At 64.8% G+C, this 21,851-nt stretch carries 20 protein-coding genes; 9 read left to right on the forward strand and 11 right to left on the reverse strand.

Features of this window, described 5'->3' with window-relative positions; all coding sequences use genetic code 11:
* The first annotated feature begins 131 nt into the window (after positions 1 to 131).
* Complete coding sequence (locus A4R29_RS31380; RefSeq protein WP_244506992.1) at positions 132 to 959, forward strand: NAD-dependent epimerase/dehydratase family protein; 828 nt, start codon at positions 132 to 134, stop codon at positions 957 to 959.
* Here the strand turns inward: A4R29_RS31380 and A4R29_RS31385 are convergent.
* Positions 956 to 2,560, reverse strand: a complete 1,605-nt coding sequence (locus A4R29_RS31385) for a GMC family oxidoreductase (RefSeq protein WP_063170662.1) — start codon at positions 2,558 to 2,560, stop codon at positions 956 to 958. The two genes, A4R29_RS31380 and A4R29_RS31385, sit on opposite strands and share 4 nt — an antisense overlap.
* Before the next feature lie 214 nt (positions 2,561 to 2,774).
* On the opposite strand from A4R29_RS31385, the gene A4R29_RS31390 reads away from it, so the two are divergent.
* The 4 genes from A4R29_RS31390 (at position 2,775) to A4R29_RS31405 (ending at position 7,475) form a co-directional block, all read left to right on the forward strand.
* Positions 2,775 to 3,851: a sugar ABC transporter substrate-binding protein gene (locus tag A4R29_RS31390; protein WP_063173974.1), complete on the forward strand. Its 1,077-nt coding sequence runs from the start codon at positions 2,775 to 2,777 to the stop codon at positions 3,849 to 3,851.
* Positions 3,852 to 4,010: 159 nt separating this feature from the next.
* Positions 4,011 to 4,994, forward strand: a complete 984-nt coding sequence (locus tag A4R29_RS31395) for an ABC transporter permease (RefSeq protein ID WP_063170664.1) — start codon at positions 4,011 to 4,013, stop codon at positions 4,992 to 4,994.
* 5 nt (positions 4,995 to 4,999) lie between these two features.
* The gene (locus A4R29_RS31400; protein ID WP_063173975.1) at positions 5,000 to 6,502 is read left to right on the forward strand and encodes a sugar ABC transporter ATP-binding protein; all 1,503 of its coding nucleotides are present in this window, start codon (positions 5,000 to 5,002) and stop codon (positions 6,500 to 6,502) included.
* Positions 6,503 to 6,506: 4 nt separating this feature from the next.
* A complete protein-coding gene (locus A4R29_RS31405) occupies positions 6,507 to 7,475 on the forward strand; it encodes an ABC transporter permease (protein ID WP_063173976.1) in 969 nt (322 codons plus the stop codon).
* A gap of 83 nt (positions 7,476 to 7,558) precedes the next feature.
* Here the strand turns inward: A4R29_RS31405 and gloA are convergent, their stop codons facing one another.
* Complete coding sequence (gene gloA / locus A4R29_RS31410; protein WP_019856614.1) at positions 7,559 to 7,969, reverse strand: lactoylglutathione lyase; 411 nt, start codon at positions 7,967 to 7,969, stop codon at positions 7,559 to 7,561.
* Positions 7,970 to 8,124: 155 nt separating this feature from the next.
* Between gloA and A4R29_RS31415 the strand changes: the two genes are divergently transcribed.
* Together A4R29_RS31415 and A4R29_RS31420 are read left to right on the forward strand one after the other, a co-directional pair.
* Positions 8,125 to 9,567, forward strand: coding sequence for an FAD-binding oxidoreductase (locus tag A4R29_RS31415; RefSeq protein WP_063170666.1), 1,443 nt, complete (start codon positions 8,125 to 8,127; stop codon positions 9,565 to 9,567).
* A 3-nt stretch (positions 9,568 to 9,570) separates the two neighbouring features.
* Complete coding sequence (locus tag A4R29_RS31420) at positions 9,571 to 10,374, forward strand: FadR/GntR family transcriptional regulator (RefSeq protein WP_063170667.1); 804 nt, start codon at positions 9,571 to 9,573, stop codon at positions 10,372 to 10,374.
* A gap of 67 nt (positions 10,375 to 10,441) precedes the next feature.
* Here the strand turns inward: A4R29_RS31420 and A4R29_RS31425 are convergent, their stop codons facing one another.
* Entirely contained in the window at positions 10,442 to 11,347 is a 906-nt protein-coding gene (locus A4R29_RS31425) for an NAD(P)-dependent oxidoreductase (protein WP_063173977.1), read from the reverse strand.
* A gap of 139 nt (positions 11,348 to 11,486) precedes the next feature.
* On the opposite strand from A4R29_RS31425, the gene A4R29_RS31430 reads away from it, so the two are divergent.
* Positions 11,487 to 12,227, forward strand: coding sequence for a FadR/GntR family transcriptional regulator (locus A4R29_RS31430; protein WP_063170883.1), 741 nt, complete (start codon positions 11,487 to 11,489; stop codon positions 12,225 to 12,227).
* Between the two features lie 26 nt (positions 12,228 to 12,253).
* Here the strand turns inward: A4R29_RS31430 and A4R29_RS31435 are convergent, their stop codons facing one another.
* Genes A4R29_RS31435 through A4R29_RS31455 form a run of 5 tightly spaced genes read right to left on the reverse strand, consistent with a single transcriptional unit; the run spans position 12,254 to position 16,869 of the window.
* Positions 12,254 to 12,985 (reverse strand): ABC transporter ATP-binding protein, encoded by a 732-nt coding sequence (locus A4R29_RS31435; RefSeq protein WP_082826775.1) that lies wholly within the window; start codon positions 12,983 to 12,985, stop codon positions 12,254 to 12,256.
* A complete protein-coding gene (locus A4R29_RS31440) occupies positions 12,982 to 13,704 on the reverse strand; it encodes an ABC transporter ATP-binding protein (protein ID WP_063170668.1) in 723 nt (240 codons plus the stop codon). The genes A4R29_RS31435 and A4R29_RS31440 overlap by 4 nt, the downstream gene beginning before the upstream one ends.
* Complete coding sequence (locus A4R29_RS31445; RefSeq protein ID WP_063170669.1) at positions 13,701 to 14,717, reverse strand: branched-chain amino acid ABC transporter permease; 1,017 nt, start codon at positions 14,715 to 14,717, stop codon at positions 13,701 to 13,703. Before A4R29_RS31445 ends, A4R29_RS31440 begins: the two co-directional genes overlap by 4 nt.
* Positions 14,714 to 15,613, reverse strand: coding sequence for a branched-chain amino acid ABC transporter permease (locus tag A4R29_RS31450; protein WP_244506993.1), 900 nt, complete (start codon positions 15,611 to 15,613; stop codon positions 14,714 to 14,716). Before A4R29_RS31450 ends, A4R29_RS31445 begins: the two co-directional genes overlap by 4 nt.
* A gap of 47 nt (positions 15,614 to 15,660) precedes the next feature.
* Positions 15,661 to 16,869, reverse strand: a complete 1,209-nt coding sequence (locus A4R29_RS31455; RefSeq protein ID WP_063173978.1) for an ABC transporter substrate-binding protein — start codon at positions 16,867 to 16,869, stop codon at positions 15,661 to 15,663.
* Positions 16,870 to 17,037: 168 nt separating this feature from the next.
* Here A4R29_RS31455 and A4R29_RS31460 point away from each other — a divergent pair, with 168 nt between their 5' ends.
* A complete protein-coding gene (locus tag A4R29_RS31460) occupies positions 17,038 to 18,024 on the forward strand; it encodes an aldo/keto reductase (protein WP_063174089.1) in 987 nt (328 codons plus the stop codon).
* Positions 18,025 to 18,440: 416 nt separating this feature from the next.
* Here A4R29_RS31460 and A4R29_RS31465 read toward each other — a convergent pair whose 3' ends face one another.
* From A4R29_RS31465 to A4R29_RS31475, 3 genes are all read right to left on the reverse strand, one after another.
* Positions 18,441 to 19,631, reverse strand: coding sequence for an ROK family transcriptional regulator (locus A4R29_RS31465; protein ID WP_063173979.1), 1,191 nt, complete (start codon positions 19,629 to 19,631; stop codon positions 18,441 to 18,443).
* 141 nt (positions 19,632 to 19,772) lie between these two features.
* On the reverse strand, positions 19,773 to 20,795 hold the full coding sequence (locus A4R29_RS31470; protein ID WP_027161991.1) for an SIS domain-containing protein: 1,023 nt from the start codon (positions 20,793 to 20,795) through the stop codon (positions 19,773 to 19,775).
* Complete coding sequence (locus A4R29_RS31475) at positions 20,796 to 21,719, reverse strand: BadF/BadG/BcrA/BcrD ATPase family protein (protein ID WP_063170674.1); 924 nt, start codon at positions 21,717 to 21,719, stop codon at positions 20,796 to 20,798. It abuts the gene before it with no gap.
* Positions 21,720 to 21,851 lie beyond the last annotated feature (132 nt).

Here is a 21,851-nt window from a genome sequence, read left to right on the forward strand (position 1 = left end):
CTGTCCTTGGCAACCCATTATTTATACGGTGATATGATGACATTTGCGACGCGTTGGACACGACCAATCTTCATTCGCCTTATCAGCGCCGCGCGAACATGTCCGCGGTCTCAGTGAAAGGACAGGGCGTGATGATCCCCCAAAAACCGGTGCTGTTGACCGGAGCCTCCGGCACGATCGGACGGCTGCTCTCGGCCAGGCTGGCGGCGCTCGGCTGGACCTTGCGGCTGACCGATGTCGTGCCCTTGCCGATCCCGTTGCCGCCAAACGCAAGCTTCGCCATCGCCGATCTCGAAGACCAGCAGGCGGTGAACGATCTGGCAGAGGGCTGCGGCCTGATCCTGCATTTCGGCGGCATCTCCACCGAGCAATCCTTCGAGACCGTGCTCGGCCCCAATCTTCGCGGCGGTTTTCACATCTATGAGGCGGCGCGCAGAGAGGAGGCGCGGGTGGTGTTTCCATCTTCGGTGCATGCGGTCGGCCTTTACGAGCGCACCGAGATTCTTGACCAGGACTGCCTGCTCAGGCCGGACGGCTATTACGGCCTGTCGAAAGCCTATGGCGAGATGCTGGCGCGGCTCTACTTCGACAAGCATGCGGTGGAAAGCGTGTTGATCCGCATCGGCTCGGTGCTGCCGGAGGTTCCGGACGAGAGGATCCTGTCGACCTGGATATCGCATGACGATTTTGTGCGCCTGATCGAGCGTTGCGCCGAAGCGGATCGTGTCGATTGCTCAGTCATCTGGGGCCAGTCCAACAACAGCCGCGGTTTCTGGCGGCACGATGCCAGGCTGAAGCTCGGCTGGACGCCGCTCGACAGTTCCGACAGCCAGGCCGAGCGGGTGCGCGGCAAGGTGACGGACAATCCGGTGGTCGAGCGCTACCAGGGCGGCAAGTTCATTGTGGTGGACTACAGCCGTGCAGACTTTCCGCCGCGTTCGATGTTCCCGGACGACTAGGCCGTCACCGCCGGCAGCGGGCCTCGCCCGGCGATCAAATCCGCCGCCTTCTCGGCGATCATGATCACCGCTGCATTGGTGTTCGAAGACACGATGCTTGGCATGACCGAACTGTCGCAGACGCGCAGGCCCTGCAGTCCGCGCAGACGAAGTTCTGGATCGACGACGCTCCCGGTATCACCGCCCATGCGGCATGAGCCGACCGGATGGTAGGCGCTGCGGCCATGTTCACGGGCGAAGGCTTCGAGCGCTGCGCGCCCCTGCATTGCTGCGCCGGGAAGATGCTCGCGGCTGATGTATTTTGAAAAAGCCGGCTGCGACAGGATCTCGCGGCTGATCTCGATGCCGTCGATGGCGCGCTCGAGATCGTAGCGCTCGGCGAAGGGATTGGGGTCGATGATCGGCGGATCGCGCAGATCACCCGATCGCAGCGTGACGCTGCCGCGCGAGCGGGGGCGGACATGGTAGCTATTCAGCGTGCAGCCATTGCCGCCGGGCACCGAGCCGATGCCTTCCTCAACGCCGGCACCAGGCAGGAAGTGGAACTGGATGTCGGGCGTCTTCTCCGCCCGGTCGCCCCACCAGAAGCCGCCGGCTTCGACGATGTTGGAGGCCACCGGTCCCTTGCCGAACAACGCGTATTCGAGGCCTGCGACCGCTTGCCAGCGCTTTTTCTTGTAGCGATCGATGCCGTGCGGGCCATTGAGTTCGGCGACCACGTCGACATCCATGTGATCGTGCAGGTTCTGGCCGACGCCGGCGAGGTCATGGATCACCTTGATGCCATGCTCCCCGAGATGCGCGGCCGGGCCGATGCCGGACAGCATCAAAAGTTTAGGCGAGCCAATGGCGCCGGCGGTGACGATCACCTCGCGCTCGGCGCCGAGCCGCTCGGTGCGTCCATTGACGATGATCTCGACGCCGATGGCGCGGCCATTCTCGACAACGATGCGGCTGACCGTGGCGTCGGTGCGCAACGCCAGGTTCTTGCGGCCAAGCGCCGGCTTCAGATAGGCGACCGCGGTGCTCGAGCGTTTTCCCCGGCGCGTCGTCGTCTGGTAGAAGCCGGCGCCGGCCTGTTCGCCGGCATTGAAGTCGGCGCGGAAGGGAAGACCCGCCTGCTGCGCCGCCTTGACGAAGATCCGGGTCAATGGATGCGGGGCGCCGCTGGAAACGCCGAGCGGGCCGTCGATGCCGTGCTGCGGACCGGCGAAGATGTCGTTGCCTTCGGAGCGGATGAAGTACGGCAGCACCTCGGCGTAGCTCCATCCCGCACAGCCATTGTCAGCCGCCCAGCCGTCGTAATCCTGCGGACAACCACGGGTGAAGACCTGGGCGTTGATCGAGGAGCCGCCGCCGAGCACACGCGCCTGCGGATAGACCATGGTGCGGCCGTCGATCGCTTTGCCGGGCGCGGTGTCATAACCCCAAATCAACGGTCCCGACGTCATCTTGAAGAAGCCGACCGGCAAATGGATGTAGCGATCGGTGTCGGGCGGACCGGCTTCGAGCAAGGTCACCGACACGTCCGGATCCTCGCTCAGGCGGGCGGCCAGAATGCAGCCGGCCGAGCCGCCGCCGACGATGATGTAGTCAGACATTCTCGCTCCCTTGGCAGTGCGAAATCAGTGCCCTGCTCTCCTCTACGCAACGATCTCAAGTCGCTTGTGCCGCGTCAAGAGAAAGGGTATGGTTATGGTGTTGAAGGGTTGTCGTACAAGTGGAGGAACTTGACAACCCATCGATCGGAGGCCCGGCCGCGCTCCCCGCGCATGCCGCCGGGCGGGAAACAGATTTCAATCGGGAGGTTTGAATATGAAGGACAGGACAGATCTTACGCTTTCGGTCAGCCGCCGGACGCTGATGATGGGCGCCACCGCCGGCATAGCGGCGCTCGCCATGCCGAGCGTTTTGCGGGCCCAGGAAAAACCGACGCTGGTGACGTCGATCCGCTCGCTCTCCAACCCCTACCACGCGGTGTGGAAGACCGGCGCCGAGGCCTATGCCAAATGGGCTGGGCTTGAGCACGTCACGCTGGTGTCGGAAGGCAACAGCGAGAAAGGCATCGCCGACATCAAGGCGATGTTGGCCAAGACCGGCGGCAACATGGTGCTGAATTCCGATCCCAATGACACACCTGACGCGCGCCCGATCGTCGAAGCCTGCGCCAAGGCCGGCGCCTATGTGGTGACGCAGTGGAACAAGCCGTCCGACCTGCACCCGAAGGACTTCAACCCGAATTATGTTTCCCACATCGAGTTCGACGGCATCGAAAGCGGCAAGACCATCGCCGAGATCCTGTTCAAGACCATCGGCGGCAAGGGCGGCATCGTCGCGCTCGGCGGCCTGATCTCGACCACGGCGGCGATCGAACGCAAGAAGGGCCTCGACGCGGCCCTTGCCGCCAATCCCGACATCAAGCTGCTCGACTTCCAGGTCGCCAACTGGAAATCGACGGAAGCCTTCGACTTGATGGGCAATCTGCTCACCCGCTTCGGCGACGACATCAAGGGCATCTGGGCCGCCAATGACGACATGGGCTCCGGTGCACTCGAAGCGCTGCGCGCCGAGAACCTTGCCGGCAAGGTGCCGATCGTCGGCGTCGACGGCATCAAGACGGCGGTCGACGCGGTGCGCACGGGCGAGTTCGCCTGCACCGTTACGTCCGATCCGTTCTGGCAGGGCGGCATGGGTCTCGCCATCGGCTACAACGCCAAGATCGGCAAGTTCGATCCGACCAAGGAGCCGCCGGAACACCGCGAGTTCTACGGCAAGGCGGTGCTGATCTCGCATGACAATGTCGAGGAATATTACAAGACCAATGTCGATTCCAAGCCGGAGATCGACTGGAACGATCTGTGGGGCCGGGTGACTGGAGCCATCCGCACCTGATCAACCGGAGCGGGCCGCATCTCCCTGGTGGCCCGCTTCCTCCCGCAGCCGTCGCGATCCCCTCGTCGCGACGGCTGTCATCAGCAGACGGGAAGCGGTTTCTTGACAATCCATACAGAACCCCTGAAGTCCGTTTCGGACATCGAGCGGACGACGCTTATGACAGTTCTCCCCGGCCGCATCGCCACCGTGTTCGGTGGCAGGCGCTGGCGCAGCCTGGCGCCGCTGGCGGTGCTGATCGTGCTTTGCGTGCTGATCGCCATCGCCAATCCCAATTTCATCGAGTTGCGCAACCTGGTGCGGCTTGCCAATTCGGCCGCCGTGCCGCTGACGCTGGCCATGGGGCTGACCTTCATCATCCTGATGGGCAGCATCGACCTCTCCGTGGAGGGCACGCTGTCGGTGTCGGCCATGGTGGTGGTGCTGCTCGCCGCCAATGACGCGAACGCCAATGACTATGGCTGGTGGGCGGTGCTCGCCGCAATTGTCGCCGGCACCGCGATGGGGTTCGTCAGCGGCCTCGTCCAGACCATGCTGCGCATCCCCTCCTTCATGGCGACGCTCGGCATGTGGTTCATCGGCCTTGGCCTGTCAGTCTATATGCTGGGCGGCTCGGCGATCCGGCTCAACGACGCCTCGATCCGCGACCTCGCACTGCACCGTTTCCTGGGCTTGCCGGTGGCAGTCTGGGTCGCCTTTGGCGCTTTCCTGCTCGCCGCCGTCATTCAGTACCACACCAAGCTCGGGCGCCACATTCTGGCGATCGGCGGTGATGAGGATGTCGCCAAGCTCTCCGGCGTCAACGTGGTGCGTGTGCGCATCACCGCCTTTGCGTTGGCCGGTTTCTTCTTCGGCATATCGGGCGTGCTTGCCGCTGCCCAGCTTGGCCAGTCGCATGCCGTCATCGGTGACGGCAGGCTGTTCGCAGCGGTCACCGCCGTCGTCGTCGGCGGCACGGCGCTCACCGGCGGCGAAGGCGGCGTCGTCAACACGCTGATCGGCGTGCTGATCGTCACCGTGCTGGCCAATGGCATGATCCTGCTCGGCATCTCGCCCTATATCCAGCAGACCGTGCAGGGCCTGATGATCATCGCCGCGGTGGCGCTGTCGCTCGATCGCGTTCGCCTCAGGATCGTCAAGTGAGCGCCATGCTGAACGCATCCGGCATCATCAAGAACTTTCCCGGCGTCCAGGCGCTGCGCGACGTTTCGATCGAAGTCCGGCCGAACGAGGTGGTAGGCCTGATCGGCGAGAACGGCGCCGGCAAGTCGACGCTGATGCGCGTGCTGGCCGGCAGCTACCGGCCGGATGGCGGCAGCCTGACGCTGGACGGCGAACAGCTGCGCATGCGCAGTCCGCGCGACGCGGCACGGCACGGCATCGGCATGGTGTTCCAGGAACAGTCGCTGGTGCTCAATCTGACCGTCGCCGAAAACATCTATCTCGGCGAGGAGGATCGCTTCACCCGCTTCGGCATCGTCAACTGGCGCGCCATGAACGCGGCGGCGCGCCGGCAGTTGGCCAAGATCGGCATCGACATCGATGTCACGGCGCGCACCTCCGAACTCACCTTCGCGGCGCGCCAGATGGTCGAGCTGGCCAAGGCGCTGACATTGGAGGAAGTGGTCGAACGGCAGTTGCTCATTTTGCTCGACGAGCCGACCTCGGTGCTCAACGCCGCCGATATCGAAGTGCTGTTCGCGCGCGTGCGCTCGCTCAAATCGCGCGCCAGCTTCGTCTTCGTCTCGCACCGTCTCGACGAGGTGCTGGCGATATCAGACCGCGTCTACACGATGAAGGACGGCGCGGTCGTCGCCGAACACCGCGCGGCCGAGGTCACCGCGCCGGAGCTGCACGAGATCATGGTCGGGCGCGGCCTGCAGGCCGAATATTACCGCGAGGCTCGCCAGCAGGCGCCGCGCGACACGGTCATGGTCGAGGCCAGGGGACTGGGCGCGAACGGTGCCTATCACGGTGTCGACCTGAAAATCAGGGCCGGCGAGATCGTCGGCATTGCCGGCGTCGTCGGCTCCGGCCGCGAAGAAGTCACGCGCACCATCGGCGGCTTCCTGCAGCACGATGCCGGCGAAATGAAAATCGCCGGTGACGCCGTGCGCTTCGCCTCGCCGGAGCCGGCGGTGCGCAAGGGGATCGGCTATGTGCCGCGCGAGCGCAGGCTCGAAGGCCTGGTGATGTTCCTGTCGATCGCCGAGAACATTTCGCTGGCCGATCTCTCCAGCGTCATGCGCCATGGCGCCATCGACTATGGCAAGGAGCGCCGGCTCGCCGCCGACTGGATCAAGCGGCTGCGCATCAAGGCGCCCGGCCCCGATGCCGCCTGCCGCAAGCTCAGCGGCGGCAACCAGCAGAAGGTGGTGCTGGCGCGCTGGATGACGGCGGGCTCGCGCATCCTGGTGCTCGATCACCCGACGCGCGGCCTCGATGTCGGCGCCAAGGAAGAGGTTTACGAACTGGTCCGCGATCTCTCCGCGCAAGGCGTGGCGATCCTTCTGATTTCCGACACGCTGGAAGAGACGATCGGCCTGTCGCACCAGGTGCTGGTGATGCGCGACGGCGAAATCACCGCGCGCTTCGACGCCACCTCGGGCAAGAAGCCGAACCAGGTTGATCTACTGCGAGCGATGGTATGAACCGATGAGTGAAGGTTTTTCCATCAGGCAGGTGTTCGAAGGCAAGTGGACGCAGGGCGCCATTCCCCTGGTCCTGCTGGTCGCGCTTTTGCTGATCATCGAACTCGCCGCGCCCGGCTTCCTGACCGGCGAGACCGTAGCGCTGCTCTTCGCCAACACCGCCGTGCTGTTCATCCTGGCGACCGGCGTCACCTTCGCCATTCTGCTCGGCGGCATCGACCTGTCGATCCAGGCGGTCGCCTCGCTGGCGAGCGTCATCCTGGCGCAGTTGCTGCCTTCGCTAGGGCTTGCCGCGTTCCCGGTGGCGATCCTGTCCGGGCTTGCCTTCGGCACATTGAGCGGCATCGTCCATGTCAAGCTGCGCGTGCCGTCCTTCGTGGCGACGCTCGCCACCGGCGGCGTCGTCACCGGCCTGGCGCTCTGGGTCTCCAACGGTCGCGCCATCACCATCGAGGAAGCGGGCCGCGAAAACACCGCCTGGATCAACGCCACGGTCGCCGGGGTGCCGGTGGCGGTGCTGATCTCGGCGGTCATCGGCATCGCCGCCTTTCTGGCGCTACGCTACACGCGCTTTGGCCGCCAGGCGATTGCCGTCGGCGCCGGCGAACCGGCCGCCTGGGCGGCGGGCATCAATGTCGACCGCACCAAGATCATCGCCTTCGCCGCTTCAGGCATGCTGGCGGCTGTCGCCGGCGTGGTGCTGGCGGCAAGACTGTCGAGCGGCTCGCCGGTGCTTGCCAATCAATTGCTCTTGCCGGCCATCGCCGCCGTCATTGTCGGCGGCACCGCCATCACCGGCGGACTGGGCGGCGTGGCGCGGACCGCGGTCGGCGCGCTAATCATCTCGATCGTGCGCATCGGCATGACCTTCGTCGGCGTCAATATTTTCCTGGAAAACATGGTGTTCGGCGCGGTACTCATCGCCGCCGTCGCCATCACCATCGACCGCAGCAAGATCGCGGTCATCAAGTGACAGCTCGATCCGCACCGCCTCCCAAGCCAGCGCGGACAGGACGGGGTCGCATCACAAGCCCGATGCGACCCCGCTTGGTCAGATCACATCGTGTCGAGGCCGATCAGCTCGATCTTGTAGCCGTCCGGGTCTTCGACGAAAGCAATATGGGTGGTGCCATGCTGCATCGGTCCGGGCTTGCGCGGGATCTTGGCGCCGCGCTTTTCGAGTTCGGCGCAGACGGCGTAGATGTCGTTGACGCCGAGCGCCAGGTGGCCGAAGCCGGTGCCGATCTCGTAGGGCTCTTCCCTGCCCCAGTTCAGCGTCAGCTCGACGACGGCCTCCTTGTCCTCCGGCCCATAGCCGACAAAGGCGTTGGTGAACTTGCCGCCGGGATAGTCGTCGCGGCGCAGCAATGTCATGCCGAGAACCTCGGTGTAGAAGGCGATCGACTTGTCGAGGTCGAGCACCCTGATCATGGTGTGCATATAGCGAAAGCCCGGGGCGTCGCTCATTGGGTAAGTCCTCCGAATTGGGTGATTTGCGGGTCTGACCATCCACATCAAACGGCGGGGATGGCCTCACTTGATGTTCTAAATCAGGGTTGTATGATAACACGACAAGAACGGTGGTTGTCCAGTCGTTTTTCCCAGGGGTCCAGAGTCCATTCATGAATGCCGTGCCGCCCACCTCCGCATCGCTGATCGCTGCCCTGGCCGGCGTGCTGCCGAATGGTGGGCTGCTGACCGCGGATGAGGATCTGGCGCGCTACAGCCGCGACTGGTCGGGCGACCATTTCGGCCGCCCGCTGGCGGTGGCGCGTCCGGCCTCGGTCGAGGAGATGTCGGCGCTGATGCGGCACTGCCATGCCGAACGCATCCCCGTCGTGCCGCAAGGCGGCCTGACCGGCCTCGTCGGTGCGGCGGTGGCGGCGGATGGCGGCGAGATCGTCATCTCGCTGGAGCGCATGAACCGGATCCGCTCGATCAGCCCGATCGACTTCGCCATGGTGGTCGAGGCCGGCTGCATCCTCGAGGAGGCCAAGCGCGCCGCCGAGGAGAGCGACTGCCTGCTGCCGATCACCTTCGGCGCGCAAGGCAGCTGCCGCATCGGCGGCAATGTCGCCACCAATGCCGGCGGCTTCAACGTGCTGCGCTACGGCATGACGCGCGACCTGGTGCTCGGGCTCGAAGTGGTACTGGCCGACGGCCGCATCTGGAACGGGCTGAAGGTGCTGCGCAAGGACAATCGCGGCTACGACCTCAAGCAGGTCTTCATCGGCTCGGAAGGCACGCTCGGCATCGTCACCGCTGCCGCGCTGAAGCTGTTCCCCAAGCCGACGCAGATCGAGACCGCGTTGGTGGGCTTGCGCTCGGTCGAGGACGCGATGGCGCTCTATGCGCGGGCGCGGCGCGACTGCAGCGACCTGCTGACCGCGTTCGAACTGATCCTGCGCGGCGGCATCGAGATCACCATGCGCGAGGGCAAGGATTTTGCCGATCCGCTCAACAAGCCCTACCCGGCCTATGTGCTGATCGAGGTGTCCTCCGGCGGGCTGATCGACCTCTCCGCCATGCTTCTCGGTTTTCTCGGCGGCGTCGCCGATATCGTCGAGGATGGCATCGTCGCTTCGACGCGGGCTCAGGCCGAGCGGCTGTGGCTCTATCGTGAGATCATGGTCGAGCGGCAGGGCCGCGGCGGCCGCTACCTGCGCACCGACGTTTCGGTGCCGATCTCGAAGCTCGCCGATTTCGTCACCGACGCGCTGTTCGAATTGCAGCGGGCGCGCCCGGATGCGCTGGCCGTCACCTACGGCCATGTCGGCGACGGCAACATCCATCTCAATGTGGTGCCGCCGGAAGGCATGGGCGCTGAAGCGATCGAGCATCTGTTCGAGCAGGCCGAGGCGGAGATCTTTGCCGTCGTCGACCGCTATGGCGGCTCGATCAGCGCCGAGCACGGCATCGGACGGGTCAAGCAGAAGGCGTTTCTCGAACGGATCGATCCGGTGACGCTCGACCTTGCCGCAGGCATCAAAGAGGCATTCGATCCGCGCCATATCCTGAGCAACGGCCGCATTCTGGCGTCCGCATCCGCCGTCGACTATAGGTGAGCGATGACGCTGAAACTCGACAAGGTCAATCGCGGTCCGCATCTCTCCACCCTGGTGGCGAGTTCCATCTCGCGCGAGATCGCGCAGGGGCGCCTCAAGCCCGGCGACCAGCTGCCGACCGAGCAGGCGCTGGCGACGACCTTCGGCGTCAGCCGCAACGTGGTGCGCGAGGCGATCGCAAGGTTGCGCTCGGAAGGCCGCATCTGGTCGCAGCAGGGGCGCGGCGCCTTCGTGGTGGAGGGCAACAACCCAACGGTGCTGACCATAGACTATGAGGCGCTGCAGCGCGCCGACTCGTTCCGAAATCTGTTCGAACTGCGCGGCATCCTCGAGGTGCAGGCGGCGGCCTTTGCCGCAAGGCGCCGCACCGAGGCCGATCTCACCGCGATGGACGATGCGCTGGCCGGCATGCGTGCGGCACCCTATGGCAGCGTCGCCTGGCTGCGCAGCGACCTTGAGTTCCACCGCACCGTCGCCGAGGCGACGCGCAACGGCTACATGGGCCAGTTCCTCGGCTTCGTTTCCGAGCGTGTTCGAGAAAGCATCCTCGCCGCCGGCAACCAGCAGAAATCGGACGACATGGCCCGCATCACGCTCGGCGAACACGGGCGCATCCTGTCCGCTATCCGTGCCGGCGATGTGGAGGGTGCGCAAGCGGCGATGCGCGACCATCTGGCGGGCGCGGCGCTGCGGGTTGGGCTGCATGATGGGGACGTGGCTGCGGAGGCAGCGCTGGTGCCAGAGGTGGCGTCTCCGGTGCGGCATTCGAGATTGCGAAAGGGGGTTCGTGGGCGGGCCGGGGGATAAAGTCCTAGCCAGCCGCGCTCGCCTGAACACGCCGATCGCTTCCCCCACCCCAGAGCCCCATGCGATTTCACGCCCCCGGTGGCACCACCAGCGACACCCCATTCAACCCCGCGACAATATCCGACAGCGCCGGCACGAACTTCTCGCCATGGCCTGTCGTGACCGCAGTGGCAAAGCCGTTGCGCACCGCCGCACCGATCGGGTTGGCGATACCTGTGGCCTGGGCGAAGGACGCGAGGTAGGTCATGTCTTTCAGTGCGTTGACGATGGCGAAGCGCTGGGCGTTTTCGTTGCGGGTCAGCACGAAATCGAAGAAAGCCTGGTAGAAGCCGCAATCCATGCGGCTGCCGGAGATGACGCTGTTGAAGACCTGCGGCGTCAGCCCGGCCTTGGCGCCGAGCGTCAGTGCTTCCGAATAGATGGCGGAATAACCCATCGAGACGAAATTGTTGAGCAGCTTCATGGTGTGGCCGCTGCCGGTCGGCCCGGTGTGGATTATTCGCGCGGCGAAGGCTTCAAGTACTGGGCGAGCGCGGTCGACGTCATCGGCCGGGCCGCCGACCATGACGTCGAGTTTGCCTTCGGCCGCTTCCTTGGGCGTGCGCGCCAGCGGCGCATCGATCAGCGTCACGCCTTGCGCGGCAAGCTCCGCGGCGAGCGCGGTCGTTGACGAGGGATTGGAGGTCGAGCAGTCGATGATCAGCAGCGGCCTCGCCGCCGCGGCAAGCCCATCCGGGCCCTTGATCAGCGCTTCGACCTCGCGCGAGCCGGTGACGCAGAGGATGACGATGTCGCAGGCGGCGGCGAGCTCGCGCGGACTGGCCGCCTCCGTGGCTCCGTCGGCGATCAGCCGGTCGGCGGCAGTGCGGCTGCGATGAATACAGACGTTGAGCGGCCAGCCCTTGCGCAACAGATTGTCGGCCATGCCGGCGCCCATGCTGCCCAAGCCGATGAAGCCAATGCGTTCTTTCATAAAATCCTCCTTTGGCCCGTGCCGGCGGGCTCAACTTTCGTCACCTTGCGGCGGGCACCTATCGATGCAATGCTTCGAACAAGAATCGGCCTTCGAACAAGAAACGGCCTTTCCGAAGACTCGGACCGGAGCCCGCGCGATGGCGGAAATCATGCTTTTCGATGCCATACCGCAGGCGCCCAATCTGCGGACCGGGCTCGTCAACACGCTGATCGCGCAGATTGAATCCGGCGATCTTGCGCCGGGCCAGCGGCTGCCGACCGAGCAGGAGATCGTCGCCGCCACCGGTGTGAGCCGCACCGTGGTGCGCGAGGCGCTGGCGGCACTGCGCGCGCGGGGACTGATCACCACACGTCAGGGGCTCGGCGCCTTCGTCGCCAAGGACCCGCTGCCACGGACCTTTTCGATCCTGCCCGACGATCTCGAATCGATCGACGAGGTGCTGCGCGTGCTGGAACTGCGCATGGGCATCGAGGTCGAAGCGACCGGCCTTGCGGCCGAGCGGCGCAGCGAAGCGGCGCTCGGCCAGATGAGCGCGCGGCTGGATGCGCTGGAAGCGGCGGTGCGTGCCGGCGGCTCCGGCTCGGAAGAGGACTTTGGTTTCCACCGCGCCATTCTCGCGGCAACGCAAAACCCCAATTTCACCCGGCTGTTCGACACGTTCGGCAGCGCCATGATCCCGCGCCAATGGACGCGGCTCGACCGGATGACCGAAGCCGAGCGGGAAAAATACCTCAACCGCATGCAGCGCGAGCATCGCGCCATCCTTGCCGCGATCGAAGCCAGGGATGTCAACGCGGCGCGGCGCGCCATGCGCAACCATTTGACCAAGAGCTATGCTCGCTTCGAAGATTTGCGCGACAAAGCTGTTCACGAATAAGGGGCAAGCCACGACTGACTGCTCGCTCATGCGGGCGCCCCTGCCACACCGCCGAGATAGAGTTCGCGCATCAGCGACATGTCGCGCAATTCGGCGATCGGCCCGGAGACGACGATGCGGCCGTTCTGCATGAGGTAGCCGCGCGCGGCGACCGCGAGCGCCAGGCCGGCATTCTGTTCGACCAGCAGCACCGAAGCGCCGAAGCGCCCGCCGATATCGAGGATGATCGCCTTGATCTCCTTGACCAGCAGCGGCGACAGGCCGAGCGACGGCTCGTCGAGCAAGAGCACGCGCGGCCGCGTCATCAGCCCGCGCGCGATCGCCAGCATCTGCTGCTGGCCGCCGCTCAGCGAGCCGCCCCGGTCGCGGCGCTTGGTGGCGAGGATCGGAAAGAAGGCAAGCATGGTCTGGAAGTCGGCCTCGACGGCCGCCTCGTCGCGGCGCGCATAGGCGCCGAGGCGCAAATTCTCCTCGACCGTCATCTCGACGAAGATTTTTCTGCCCTCCGGCACCAGCACGACGCCGCGCCTGGCCATCACATCGGCGGCGGACCCGGTGACGTCGGCGCCGTCGAAAGCGATGTTGCCCGAGCGGGGTTTGATCAGCCCGGCGATAGCCTTGAGCAGCGTCGACTTGCCGGCGCCATTGGGTCCGAGGATGGTGACGATTTCGCCTTCGGCCAATGTCAGCGAGACGCCACGGTTGACGATGGTCGGCCCATAGCCGGTGACGACATCGGAGACGGCGAGCAGGTTCACAGATCGCCTCCGAGGTAGACGTCCAGCACCTTGGGATCGGCAAGCACCTTTTCGGTCGGCCCGTCGGCGATCTTGGAGCCGAAGTCGAGCACGGCAAGGCGCCGGCACAGCATCTGCATCAGCTTCATGTCGTGGTCGATGACGCAGACCGTGATGCCATGGCCCGGCAACTGGCGAACAAGGCCGACAAGGGCAGAGGTTTCGCGGTCGTTGAGGCCGGCGGCGGGTTCATCAAGCAGAAGCAGCGACGGCCGCGTGGCCAGCGCCAGCGCCAGGCCGAGCAGGCGCAGGCTGCCGAACGGCAGCACGCCGGCTTTCTCGCCGGCAAGCGCCTTCAGGCCGACGAAGTCGAGCAGGGCCTCTGGTGTCGGCCACGGATTGGCAGTGCCGCCTGCCCTCGCATGTTCGCCAGCGATCTGGACATTCTCCAGCACCCCGAGGCCGGCAAAGGCCATCGCTTGCTGAAAGGTGTAGCCGATCCCGGCTCGCGATATGGCATGCGGCTTGAGACCGGTGATGTCGCTCCCGCGAAACAGCACGCTGCCGGCGCTGGGCTTATGAACGCCGGTGACGACGTTGAACAAAGTCGTCTTGCCCGACCCGTTGGGACCGACGACGCCGAGGATTTCGCCTTCTTCGACGGCGAGGTCGACGCCGCCAAGTGCCGTGACACCGCCGAACTGCTTGCTCAGGCCGCTGATCGCCAGGATCGGGCTCACCGCCGTGCCTCCGAGGGGGCGGTATCGCGCTCTTTCGTCTCCCGCTTCGGATTGCCCGCCAACATCGAGCGAAGCGCCCGCACGACACCGCCGATCAGGCCATCGGGCAAAAGCATGATGACTGCGATCAGGCAGACGCCGTAGACGATGCGCGACTGCACCGGATCGAGGTTGAGCACTTCCGGCAGGAAGGCGACGAGGATGCCGCCGGCCAGCGGGCCCTCGATCAGCCTTGCCCCGCCGATCATCACCATCAGCGCCAGGTAGATGCTGGGGAAAGACGAGAATTGCGAGGGCGAGATGTGGCCGAGGAAATAGGCCAACAGCACGCCGGAGATGCCGGCAAAGACGCCGCTGACGACGAAGGCGCCGATCTTGTGGCGGCCGACATTGATGCCGAGCGAGGCGGCCAGCTTTTGGTTCTCCCGGATGGCGCGCAGCGTGCGGCCATAGGAGGAGTGGATGATCGCCCAGCTCGCCACCGCCGCTGCCGTGACGAAAGCCACCACCATCAGATAGTAGCGCGTCAAATCGCTCATGTCGGCGCCGAACAGGGTGACCGGACCGGCGATGTCGAGCCCCGTGGCGGCACCGGTATAGTCGCCGCCATTGGTGAGCACAATGGCGAGCAATTGGCCGAAAGCGAAGGTCATGATGACGAAGTGATGGCCGCCGACGCGCAGCGAGGGAATGCCGACGATCATGGCGAAGACGGCACTTGCCAGGGCGGCCACCGGCAGTGCCGTCCAGAAGCCGACGCCGAAGTCCCGCGCGAGGATCGCCGCCCCGTAGGCACCGACACCGACCAGCGCCGCATGCCCCATCGACAGGATGCCGGTCTGGCCGAACAGGACCGACAGGCCGTAAAGCGCGATGACGTTGGTGCCGGCCGAAATCGCCAGCGACAGGAAGCGGTTCGAGGGCGAGGCGAGCGGCACCAGCGCGATCAGCGCCAGGATGACCAGCACCGGCAGCAGCGCGCGCAGCGGCTTGAGGGTGGCACCGCCGTTCATGACGCCATCCTCGGTCCGCTGGTGCCGCCGAACAGGCCGTGCGGGCGCACGATCAGCACCAGGATCATCAAGACGAAGGAGTAGGCATCGGTCCATTGCGAGAAGCCGTAGCCGGCGCTGAAGCCTTCAACGATGCCGAGGATGAGGCCGGCGGCGACGGCGCCATAGATGTTGCCGAGCCCGCCGATGAGCGCGACGGCAAAGCCCTTCATCACCATGGTGCCGCCGGTGAACGGCGTGATCGGGAACAGCGCGATCAGAAGCGCGCCACCAAGGCCGGCCAGCGCGCTGCCGAGCACGAAGACGCCGGTGATGTAGCGGCGCACCGGAATGCCCATCAAAGCGGCGGTGTCACGGTCCTCGACGCTGGCCCGCAAGGCACGGCCGTAGCGGCTCGCGGTGATCATGCGGAAGCTCAGCGCCACCACGGCGATGGTGATCAGTATGACCATGACGCGCACAGAAGCGATGCGTACACCGCCGACCTCCCACACCGTGGTCAGCGGGCGCGGGATGCTTTTCTGGTTGGGGTTCCAGCACAGCACGACGACATGCTGCAGGACGACGATGAGGCCGAGCGAGACGATGAAGCCGTTGGTCGGTCGCTCCAGCGTGAAGCGGAACAGGCCGCGCTCGAGCACATAGCCCATCAGCCCGACAGCCAGGATGGCCAGCACCACCGCTATGGGAAAGCCGAGGCCCGCGCTGACGGCGAGCCAAGTGACGATGCCGCCGATCATGAGGAATTCGCCATGAGCGAAATTGATGATGCCGGTGAGGCCGAAGATCAGCGTCACGCCAATGGCGATGAGCGTGATGACGCTGGCGATGGAAAGGCCGTTGAGGATTTGCTGGATGAAGATATCCACGGCGATCGAGACCTGCCTGTCTTGCAAGAAAGGGAGTTGGCGGTGGATTCCGCCAACTCGGGTATGATGAAGCTTCAGCTCTTCGGCGCTTCGGCCGGGGGCTGCTGCATGGCGCAGGAGATGGCGCCGCCGGGTGCCGCCGCGCAGACTTCCGTCGCGTGGGTGACCTGGTGGGTCGGGTTAAAGGTCAAATCATCCGAGACCACGCCCTGGTGGTGGAGGCTCAGCAATGCGTCGACCGTCTTGTCCGGATCGAAACTGTCGGCCTTCTGCCAGGCTTCGACGAGGAAGTGGACGTAATCGTGGTAGAGCAGCGACACCGACGAGGTCACGCCATGCGGCGCGCCGGCGGCGAAGTAGGCGTCGAAATAAGCCTTGACCTTCGGGTTCGAGGACTCGCCCCAGCACACCGGGACACAGCTCATCGCCACCGGCACATCGGCGGACAGCTGCTTTTCCTTCCAGATGCCGGGGTCAACGCCGAACAGGAAGTAGCTTTTCGCCGCACCGAGTTCGAGCGCCTGCGGCAGCGCCGTCAGCGTTGAATCGCCATTGTACCAGAAGTGGATAATGTCCGGATTGAGGCTCTTGGCCCGCGTCAGGAAGGGCGAGAAATCGGTGGTATCAGGCGGATAGAAGATGATGTCCGGCACGTCCTGCCCTTCGGCCTTCAATGCCTTGTAGTAGTAGGATGACAGGAACTGGCCGGTGGCATCGTTGCCGACGATCATCACTGACTTTTTCGGCTTGAAGCCAAGTAGCGGCTCGAGCAGGGTGAGCACGCCGCGCGCGGTCGATCCGGAGCGCTGGAATTCCTGCGGCTCGGACTGGAAGAGATAGTGATCCTCGCCGCCGGGCTTGACCGAGTCCGGTGTCAAGATTTTCGCCAACGTCGAATTGCCGGCGAAATGGATGATCTTGGCCGGCTGCGTGATCTTGGCCATGGCCAGCGTGAAGTCATGCGTTTCCGAGCCGAAGATCGCCTGCACCTTCACGTCGCGCACCAGCTCCTGGGTGGCGGCGATTGCGGTGGCGATATCGGTGCGGTCATCGCGCTTGACCATTTCCAGCTTGTAGGTCTTGCCGCCGACCTTGAAGCCGCCGGCATCGTTGATCTGCTTGACGGCGAGGCCGACGCCCGCCGGCAGCGTATGGCCGGCGGAGACGAACGAGCCGGATTCGGCGGCTACGACGCCGATCTTGACAATGTTGTCTTCGGCCCACGCAGGATGAGCTAGCGCGCCAAGGCACAGGGCCGCGCCCATTTTAAGAACGGTGTTCAATTTGAGATCCTCCCGACTCCAAATGATTGCAGTCTTACCGGGTTGTCATACAACCCTGTAATCTGGTAAATCTTACGCAGAGGGATGTCAATCGCATTGCCATGGCTCCCCGAAAATCAGAATCGCAGAGCCGGAATTGCCGGCAAAGCCGCAGTCAGGAACAGCAAGATGCAAGCACGGAAATTCGGCCGCACCGGCAGATCAGTCAGCGAAGTCGGTTTTGGCTCATGGGCGATCGGCGCCGCCTGGGGCGAGGTCAATGACGACGACGCGGTGGCCGCCTTGCATGCAGCCCTCGACGCCGGCGTCACCTTCATCGACACGGCGGACGTCTACGGCGATGGCCGCTCGGAGAAGCTGATCGCCAGGGTGATGAAGGAACGGGGCGGTGAGCGGCCGTTTATCGCCACCAAGGCCGGAAAGCGGCTGCCGTCACAAACGGTCGAGGGCTTCAACCAGAAGAACCTGGCCGACTGGGTCGACCGCAGCCTCAAATATCTCGAGGCCGACACGCTCGACCTCGTGCAACTGCATTGCCCACTGACCGACCTCTATTACCACCCTGAAGTGTTCGAGAGCCTCGACCGGCTGGTCGAGCAAGGCAAGATCCGCAATTATGGCGTCAGCGTCGAGCGCGTCGAAGAAGCGCTGAAGGCGATGCAATATCCCGGCGTCGTCAGCGTGCAGATCATCTTCAATGCCTTCCGCCAGCGACCGGCGGAATTGTTCTTCGATCAGGCGAAAAAGCACGACGTGGCCATCATTGCCCGCGTGCCCCTGGCCAGCGGCCTGCTGTCGGGCAAGTTCAAGGCCGACACCAAATTCGAGACCACCGACCACCGCCTGTTCAACCGCAACGGCGAGGCCTTCGATGTCGGCGAGACGTTTTCGGGCGTGCCTTATGAGGTAGGCCTGGCGGCGGTCGAGCGCATCCGACCGATGGTTTCCGGCAACACGACGATGGCGAAATTCGCGCTGCGCTGGATCTTGATGTTCGACGCGGTGAGCGTCGTCATTCCGGGCGCCCGCAATCCCACACAGGCCCGTTCCAACGCTGAAGCCGCGGACCTCCCGCGGCTGTCCGATGAACTCATGGGCAAGATCCGGGACGTCTACGACCAGGACATCAAGCCCCATGTGCATCAACGCTGGTAGGCAATATCCCTCGGTATCGCGAGCGCCACATTGACGCGTCGGCAGCCTGATGTGACGAAATAGGCGTCGCCTCAGACACCAGAGGGCTCAAGCGGTCCCAATAAATCCTGATGCCGTTTCGGGCCTCGAGCAGATGCAGTTCTCGAGCAGGATTTCGAAGCCGACCTCATGATCGCCTGAAACGAGGCTGATGCCGCACCTCAACCAGGAGGTCGACGGCGACTATCACGGCAAGTTCCTGGACCTCGCCGGTCGGTCCAACCACCTGAATCCCTGCCCCGAACGTTCCCGAAGTCCGTAATGAGCGAAATCCACATGGCACAATCTCTCTCTCGTCAATCAGGCGCTTCCTTGGCAAGGTAAGAGCAGTCACTGCTCAGCGACGACGAGATACTGTGCTCCACAATACACCACCTCTAACTCTCCACGTTTGACGCTGGGGGCAGCACCACAGCCGGGTGACGCCCTTCGCGCAGCATCAGCCCGAGAGTGTAATCAACTGCCAGCTTCACGGCACCGAGCGCGGTCCCGTCATCCCCCAGGGAACTGACAGCGATGGGTGTTGACCATGCAAGCTCTGCTGCGACGCGTTCGACGTTTTCCGTCATCAGCGGGTTTCTGCCGACACCGCCGCCGAGCACGATCAGGCCGGGGTCGAGCATGCCGATGCAGCCGGCCGCCAGCCTGCCGATATCGGCGCCATGGCGCGCGACGGCCGCTACCGCCGGCGGCGAGCCCTCGAGCGCGCGTGCAAAAAGATCCTTGGCCGAGTCGGGCGGCACGCCTTCTCCTGCGGGCCAGTCGACACGGCAGCGCTCGATCAACGCCCGCGAGCCGAGATAATGTTCGAGCCCTTCACGATAGGGCGTCTCGCTGGCCGACCATGGAAACGGCATGCGGCCGATTTCGCCGGCCGCACCACCGGCGCCGCGAAACAAACGCCCCTCGGTGATGAGGCCGAGGCCAACCCGCACGCCGACCTGCAGAAAGGCGAAGGTCTGGTGGCCTTGCGCGGCGCCAAAATGCATCTCGCCGATGGCCGCGCAATTGACGTTGTTTTCCAGGATGATCGGCACTTTGATACTGCGCCGCAGCAGGCCAAGCACGGCGGACGGCCCGCCGGGCCGGTCAAAACGATTGTTGGAGACGATGCGCGGCACCGCCACCGCAATGGCGCGCAGCGCGCGAAAACTCTTGGCGACCCTGGCCATGGTGGCACGCGCCACCGACTCTACGACGGCGCCGACCGCGTCGGCGTCGCCGGCTATCGCTTCCGGGATGGGTTCTTCGATCGATGCCAGCTTCTGCGCATCCATCGAATAGGCGACGGCGCGCACCTGGGCGGCGCCGACATCGATGCCGATCGCGTAGCCGGCACCTGGACCGATGCCGTAGATCGTCGCCGTGCGGCCAATGGCGCCGCGCTCAATCCCACGCGAGGCGACGAGGCCGAGCGCGCTCAGCTCCGACACCGCCGCCGACATGGTAGGCTTCGACAGGTCGAGCATGGCGCCGAGCTTTGGCCGCGTCACCGGCCCGTGCGAGGCAAGCAGGCGCAGCACCGCCCGGGCGCTGTCGGTCAGATTGGGGATTTCCGCAGCCGCCATCTCAGCCGTTCGACCTTTGCCTGAAATCCTGTCTCCGGTCGGCGAAAGCGCATTCGCTGCCCCGACTCGAAAGCCATATCCTGTCCTCAATGCCTCATTGCTGACCGGTTTGGCAATTTCCGCGATGTCCGGACAAGGACGTCAGACTTCGGTCGGCGACCACGGCTTCAGCTTGGTATCGGTCTGGCGGTAGCGGAACACGATGTCGGTGAGGCCGGCCGCGTCCTGCATGTCGCCGACAATGAGCTGGATGGCGATGATCTCCAGTATGGCATCAGCGATGGCGTTGCCGAGCGCGGGAATCGAGATCACCACCAGCCTGTCGGCTGGAGCGACATCGCTGCGCCGCGTCACCAGCACCGAGGGGCAGCCCAGCGCCGCAAGATCCTGCGCGATCTTCACCTCGCGACCGTCGCCGATGGCGATCAGTCCGGTCGCCGCATCCTGCGATTCCATCGGCCCGTGCAGATAGTTCAGCGTGTCCCATCCCGATGCCGGCACCCGCACCGCCTCGCGTATCAGCATCGCCGCCTCGCCGGCATTGGCGAAGCCGACACCGGCGGCGACGATGTCGATGGATGTTCTGCCCTGCAGCAGCCGGGCCGCCTGCCCGGCAGCGCTTTGCGCACCGGAAAGGACGGTGGCGGCTGCAGGTGACAAAGTCGTCCAGTCGAATCTGTTGCCGGCGAGCCTGTCGATCAGCATGCCGAGCGCCAGCAAGGTCCCGGTGTAACCGGTGGAGCTTGCGCCATTGTCGGCGCCAGAATCCGTGGCAAGCACAGCACCAGTCAGATCAGCCAGCGGATTGCCGCTGCCACGGCAGACCGCCAGGCGCGGCGCGCCCGACGCCTCGCGCATGACGTCGTAGATTTCGCGGCTCTGCCCGGAGGCCGACAGCGCGATGAACGCATCGGCGGCTGCATCCGTCCGGCCATAGAGATCGGTCGGCGTATAGGCAAAAGCCTTGATACCGGAGGCGCGCAGATAAAGCGCACCGGCCAGCGCCGCCTGATAGCTGGCGCCGATGCCGGCAAGCCCGATCGTCTTGCCGGCAAAAGCGCCGAGATCGAGGTCGTCAAGCGACGAGGCCACCGAACGCCGGCCGATTTCGAGACTTTCCGTCTGGCGCGCCACCGCCGGGCGATAGCCGATACGCTTCATCATTCAAACCGCTCCAATTCCCGAAGATTGGCCCTGACCGACCAGCAGTCGTCTCGCCAAGGCGACCGCACCCAGCACCGGCGGCTCGCGCAGCAGCAGCACCTGGCTCGACGGCGAGACCTTTGCCATGGCCTCGACGAATGCCGTCATCAACATCGGCTGCTCCGAGATGACCCCGCCGCCAGCCACGACAAGGGCGGGATTGGCGCCGCGTTCGATCAAGAGTTCGACCAATGCGGCCAACCCTGCCCCGCCTTCGCTGATAATACGGATAGCCAGAGCCGAGCCGGCGATCGCCGCGTCGAATACGGCATTGGCATAGCGGCCCCAGACTGCGGCACCACGCGTTTCGTTGAGCAGGATGCCAAGCTTGGTCTGGTCGTCTGTACCCAGTTCGCGCATCAGCCCGGCAATCAGCGGGTCACCATCCTGGCCCCGGTCGAGGCTGTGCCGGATTGCTTTCGCCGCCTCGCGCACCAATGCCGGCGCGCTGCCCTCGTCGCCAAGGATCCAGCCCCAGCCACCGGCTGCCAGCATCTTGCCATCGGCCGTGCGTGCCACCGCGATCGAGCCTGTGCCGGAGACGACGCCGATGCCGTCGATATAGCCAGCGGCAGGAACCATCAGCTCGGCATCGTTGACCACCTGCACCGCACCACCGGTCCTGCTTGCCAGCAGCGCCTGGAAGCGAAGGCATTGTTCACCCGTGTCGCAGCCATGCGCGCCAACGGCCAGCACAGCGGGCGCGACCCCGCCGCACAATCCCGCGACGATCCCAGCCAGTGTCTCGGCATCAGTCTCCATCTGGCGAATGCGCCAGCTCTCCGTCACCAGCACCTCGTCGGCGATGCGCTCGCCCTGGCACGCCATGATGCGCGTCTTGGTGCCGCCTATATCCACGCCTGCAATGATTTTCTGGGTCACCATATCCACCGCGCAAGCCGGGCTGCCGCGTCCAAATCCTTGTTAGTTAGGAAACTTTACAAACTATCTTTCCAGACGGCAAGAACTATGATTTGATAATCGTCGTAAAAAGCGCATCAAGCGCGATTGGGAGAT

Source organism: Mesorhizobium ciceri biovar biserrulae (assembly GCF_001618845.1).
Classification (GTDB): domain Bacteria; phylum Pseudomonadota; class Alphaproteobacteria; order Rhizobiales; family Rhizobiaceae; genus Mesorhizobium; species Mesorhizobium ciceri.

What these genes read in the sequence shown, in the direction of transcription:
- A4R29_RS31380 (WP_244506992.1), top strand. Translation starts at nt 132, where the DNA reads ATGATCCCCCAAAAACCGGTGCTGTTGACCGGAGCCTCCGGCACGATC.
- A4R29_RS31385 (WP_063170662.1), bottom strand. Translation starts at nt 2,560, where the DNA reads ATGTCTGACTACATCATCGTCGGCGGCGGCTCGGCCGGCTGCATTCTG.
- A4R29_RS31390 (WP_063173974.1), top strand. Translation starts at nt 2,775, where the DNA reads ATGAAGGACAGGACAGATCTTACGCTTTCGGTCAGCCGCCGGACGCTG.
- A4R29_RS31395 (WP_063170664.1), top strand. Translation starts at nt 4,011, where the DNA reads ATGACAGTTCTCCCCGGCCGCATCGCCACCGTGTTCGGTGGCAGGCGC.
- A4R29_RS31400 (WP_063173975.1), top strand. Translation starts at nt 5,000, where the DNA reads ATGCTGAACGCATCCGGCATCATCAAGAACTTTCCCGGCGTCCAGGCG.
- A4R29_RS31405 (WP_063173976.1), top strand. Translation starts at nt 6,507, where the DNA reads ATGAGTGAAGGTTTTTCCATCAGGCAGGTGTTCGAAGGCAAGTGGACG.
- gloA (WP_019856614.1), bottom strand. Translation starts at nt 7,969, where the DNA reads ATGAGCGACGCCCCGGGCTTTCGCTATATGCACACCATGATCAGGGTG.
- A4R29_RS31415 (WP_063170666.1), top strand. Translation starts at nt 8,125, where the DNA reads ATGAATGCCGTGCCGCCCACCTCCGCATCGCTGATCGCTGCCCTGGCC.
- A4R29_RS31420 (WP_063170667.1), top strand. Translation starts at nt 9,571, where the DNA reads ATGACGCTGAAACTCGACAAGGTCAATCGCGGTCCGCATCTCTCCACC.
- A4R29_RS31425 (WP_063173977.1), bottom strand. Translation starts at nt 11,347, where the DNA reads ATGAAAGAACGCATTGGCTTCATCGGCTTGGGCAGCATGGGCGCCGGC.
- A4R29_RS31430 (WP_063170883.1), top strand. Translation starts at nt 11,487, where the DNA reads ATGGCGGAAATCATGCTTTTCGATGCCATACCGCAGGCGCCCAATCTG.
- A4R29_RS31445 (WP_063170669.1), bottom strand. Translation starts at nt 14,717, where the DNA reads ATGAACGGCGGTGCCACCCTCAAGCCGCTGCGCGCGCTGCTGCCGGTG.
- A4R29_RS31460 (WP_063174089.1), top strand. Translation starts at nt 17,038, where the DNA reads ATGCAAGCACGGAAATTCGGCCGCACCGGCAGATCAGTCAGCGAAGTC.
- A4R29_RS31465 (WP_063173979.1), bottom strand. Translation starts at nt 19,631, where the DNA reads ATGGCGGCTGCGGAAATCCCCAATCTGACCGACAGCGCCCGGGCGGTG.
- A4R29_RS31470 (WP_027161991.1), bottom strand. Translation starts at nt 20,795, where the DNA reads ATGATGAAGCGTATCGGCTATCGCCCGGCGGTGGCGCGCCAGACGGAA.
- A4R29_RS31475 (WP_063170674.1), bottom strand. Translation starts at nt 21,719, where the DNA reads ATGGTGACCCAGAAAATCATTGCAGGCGTGGATATAGGCGGCACCAAG.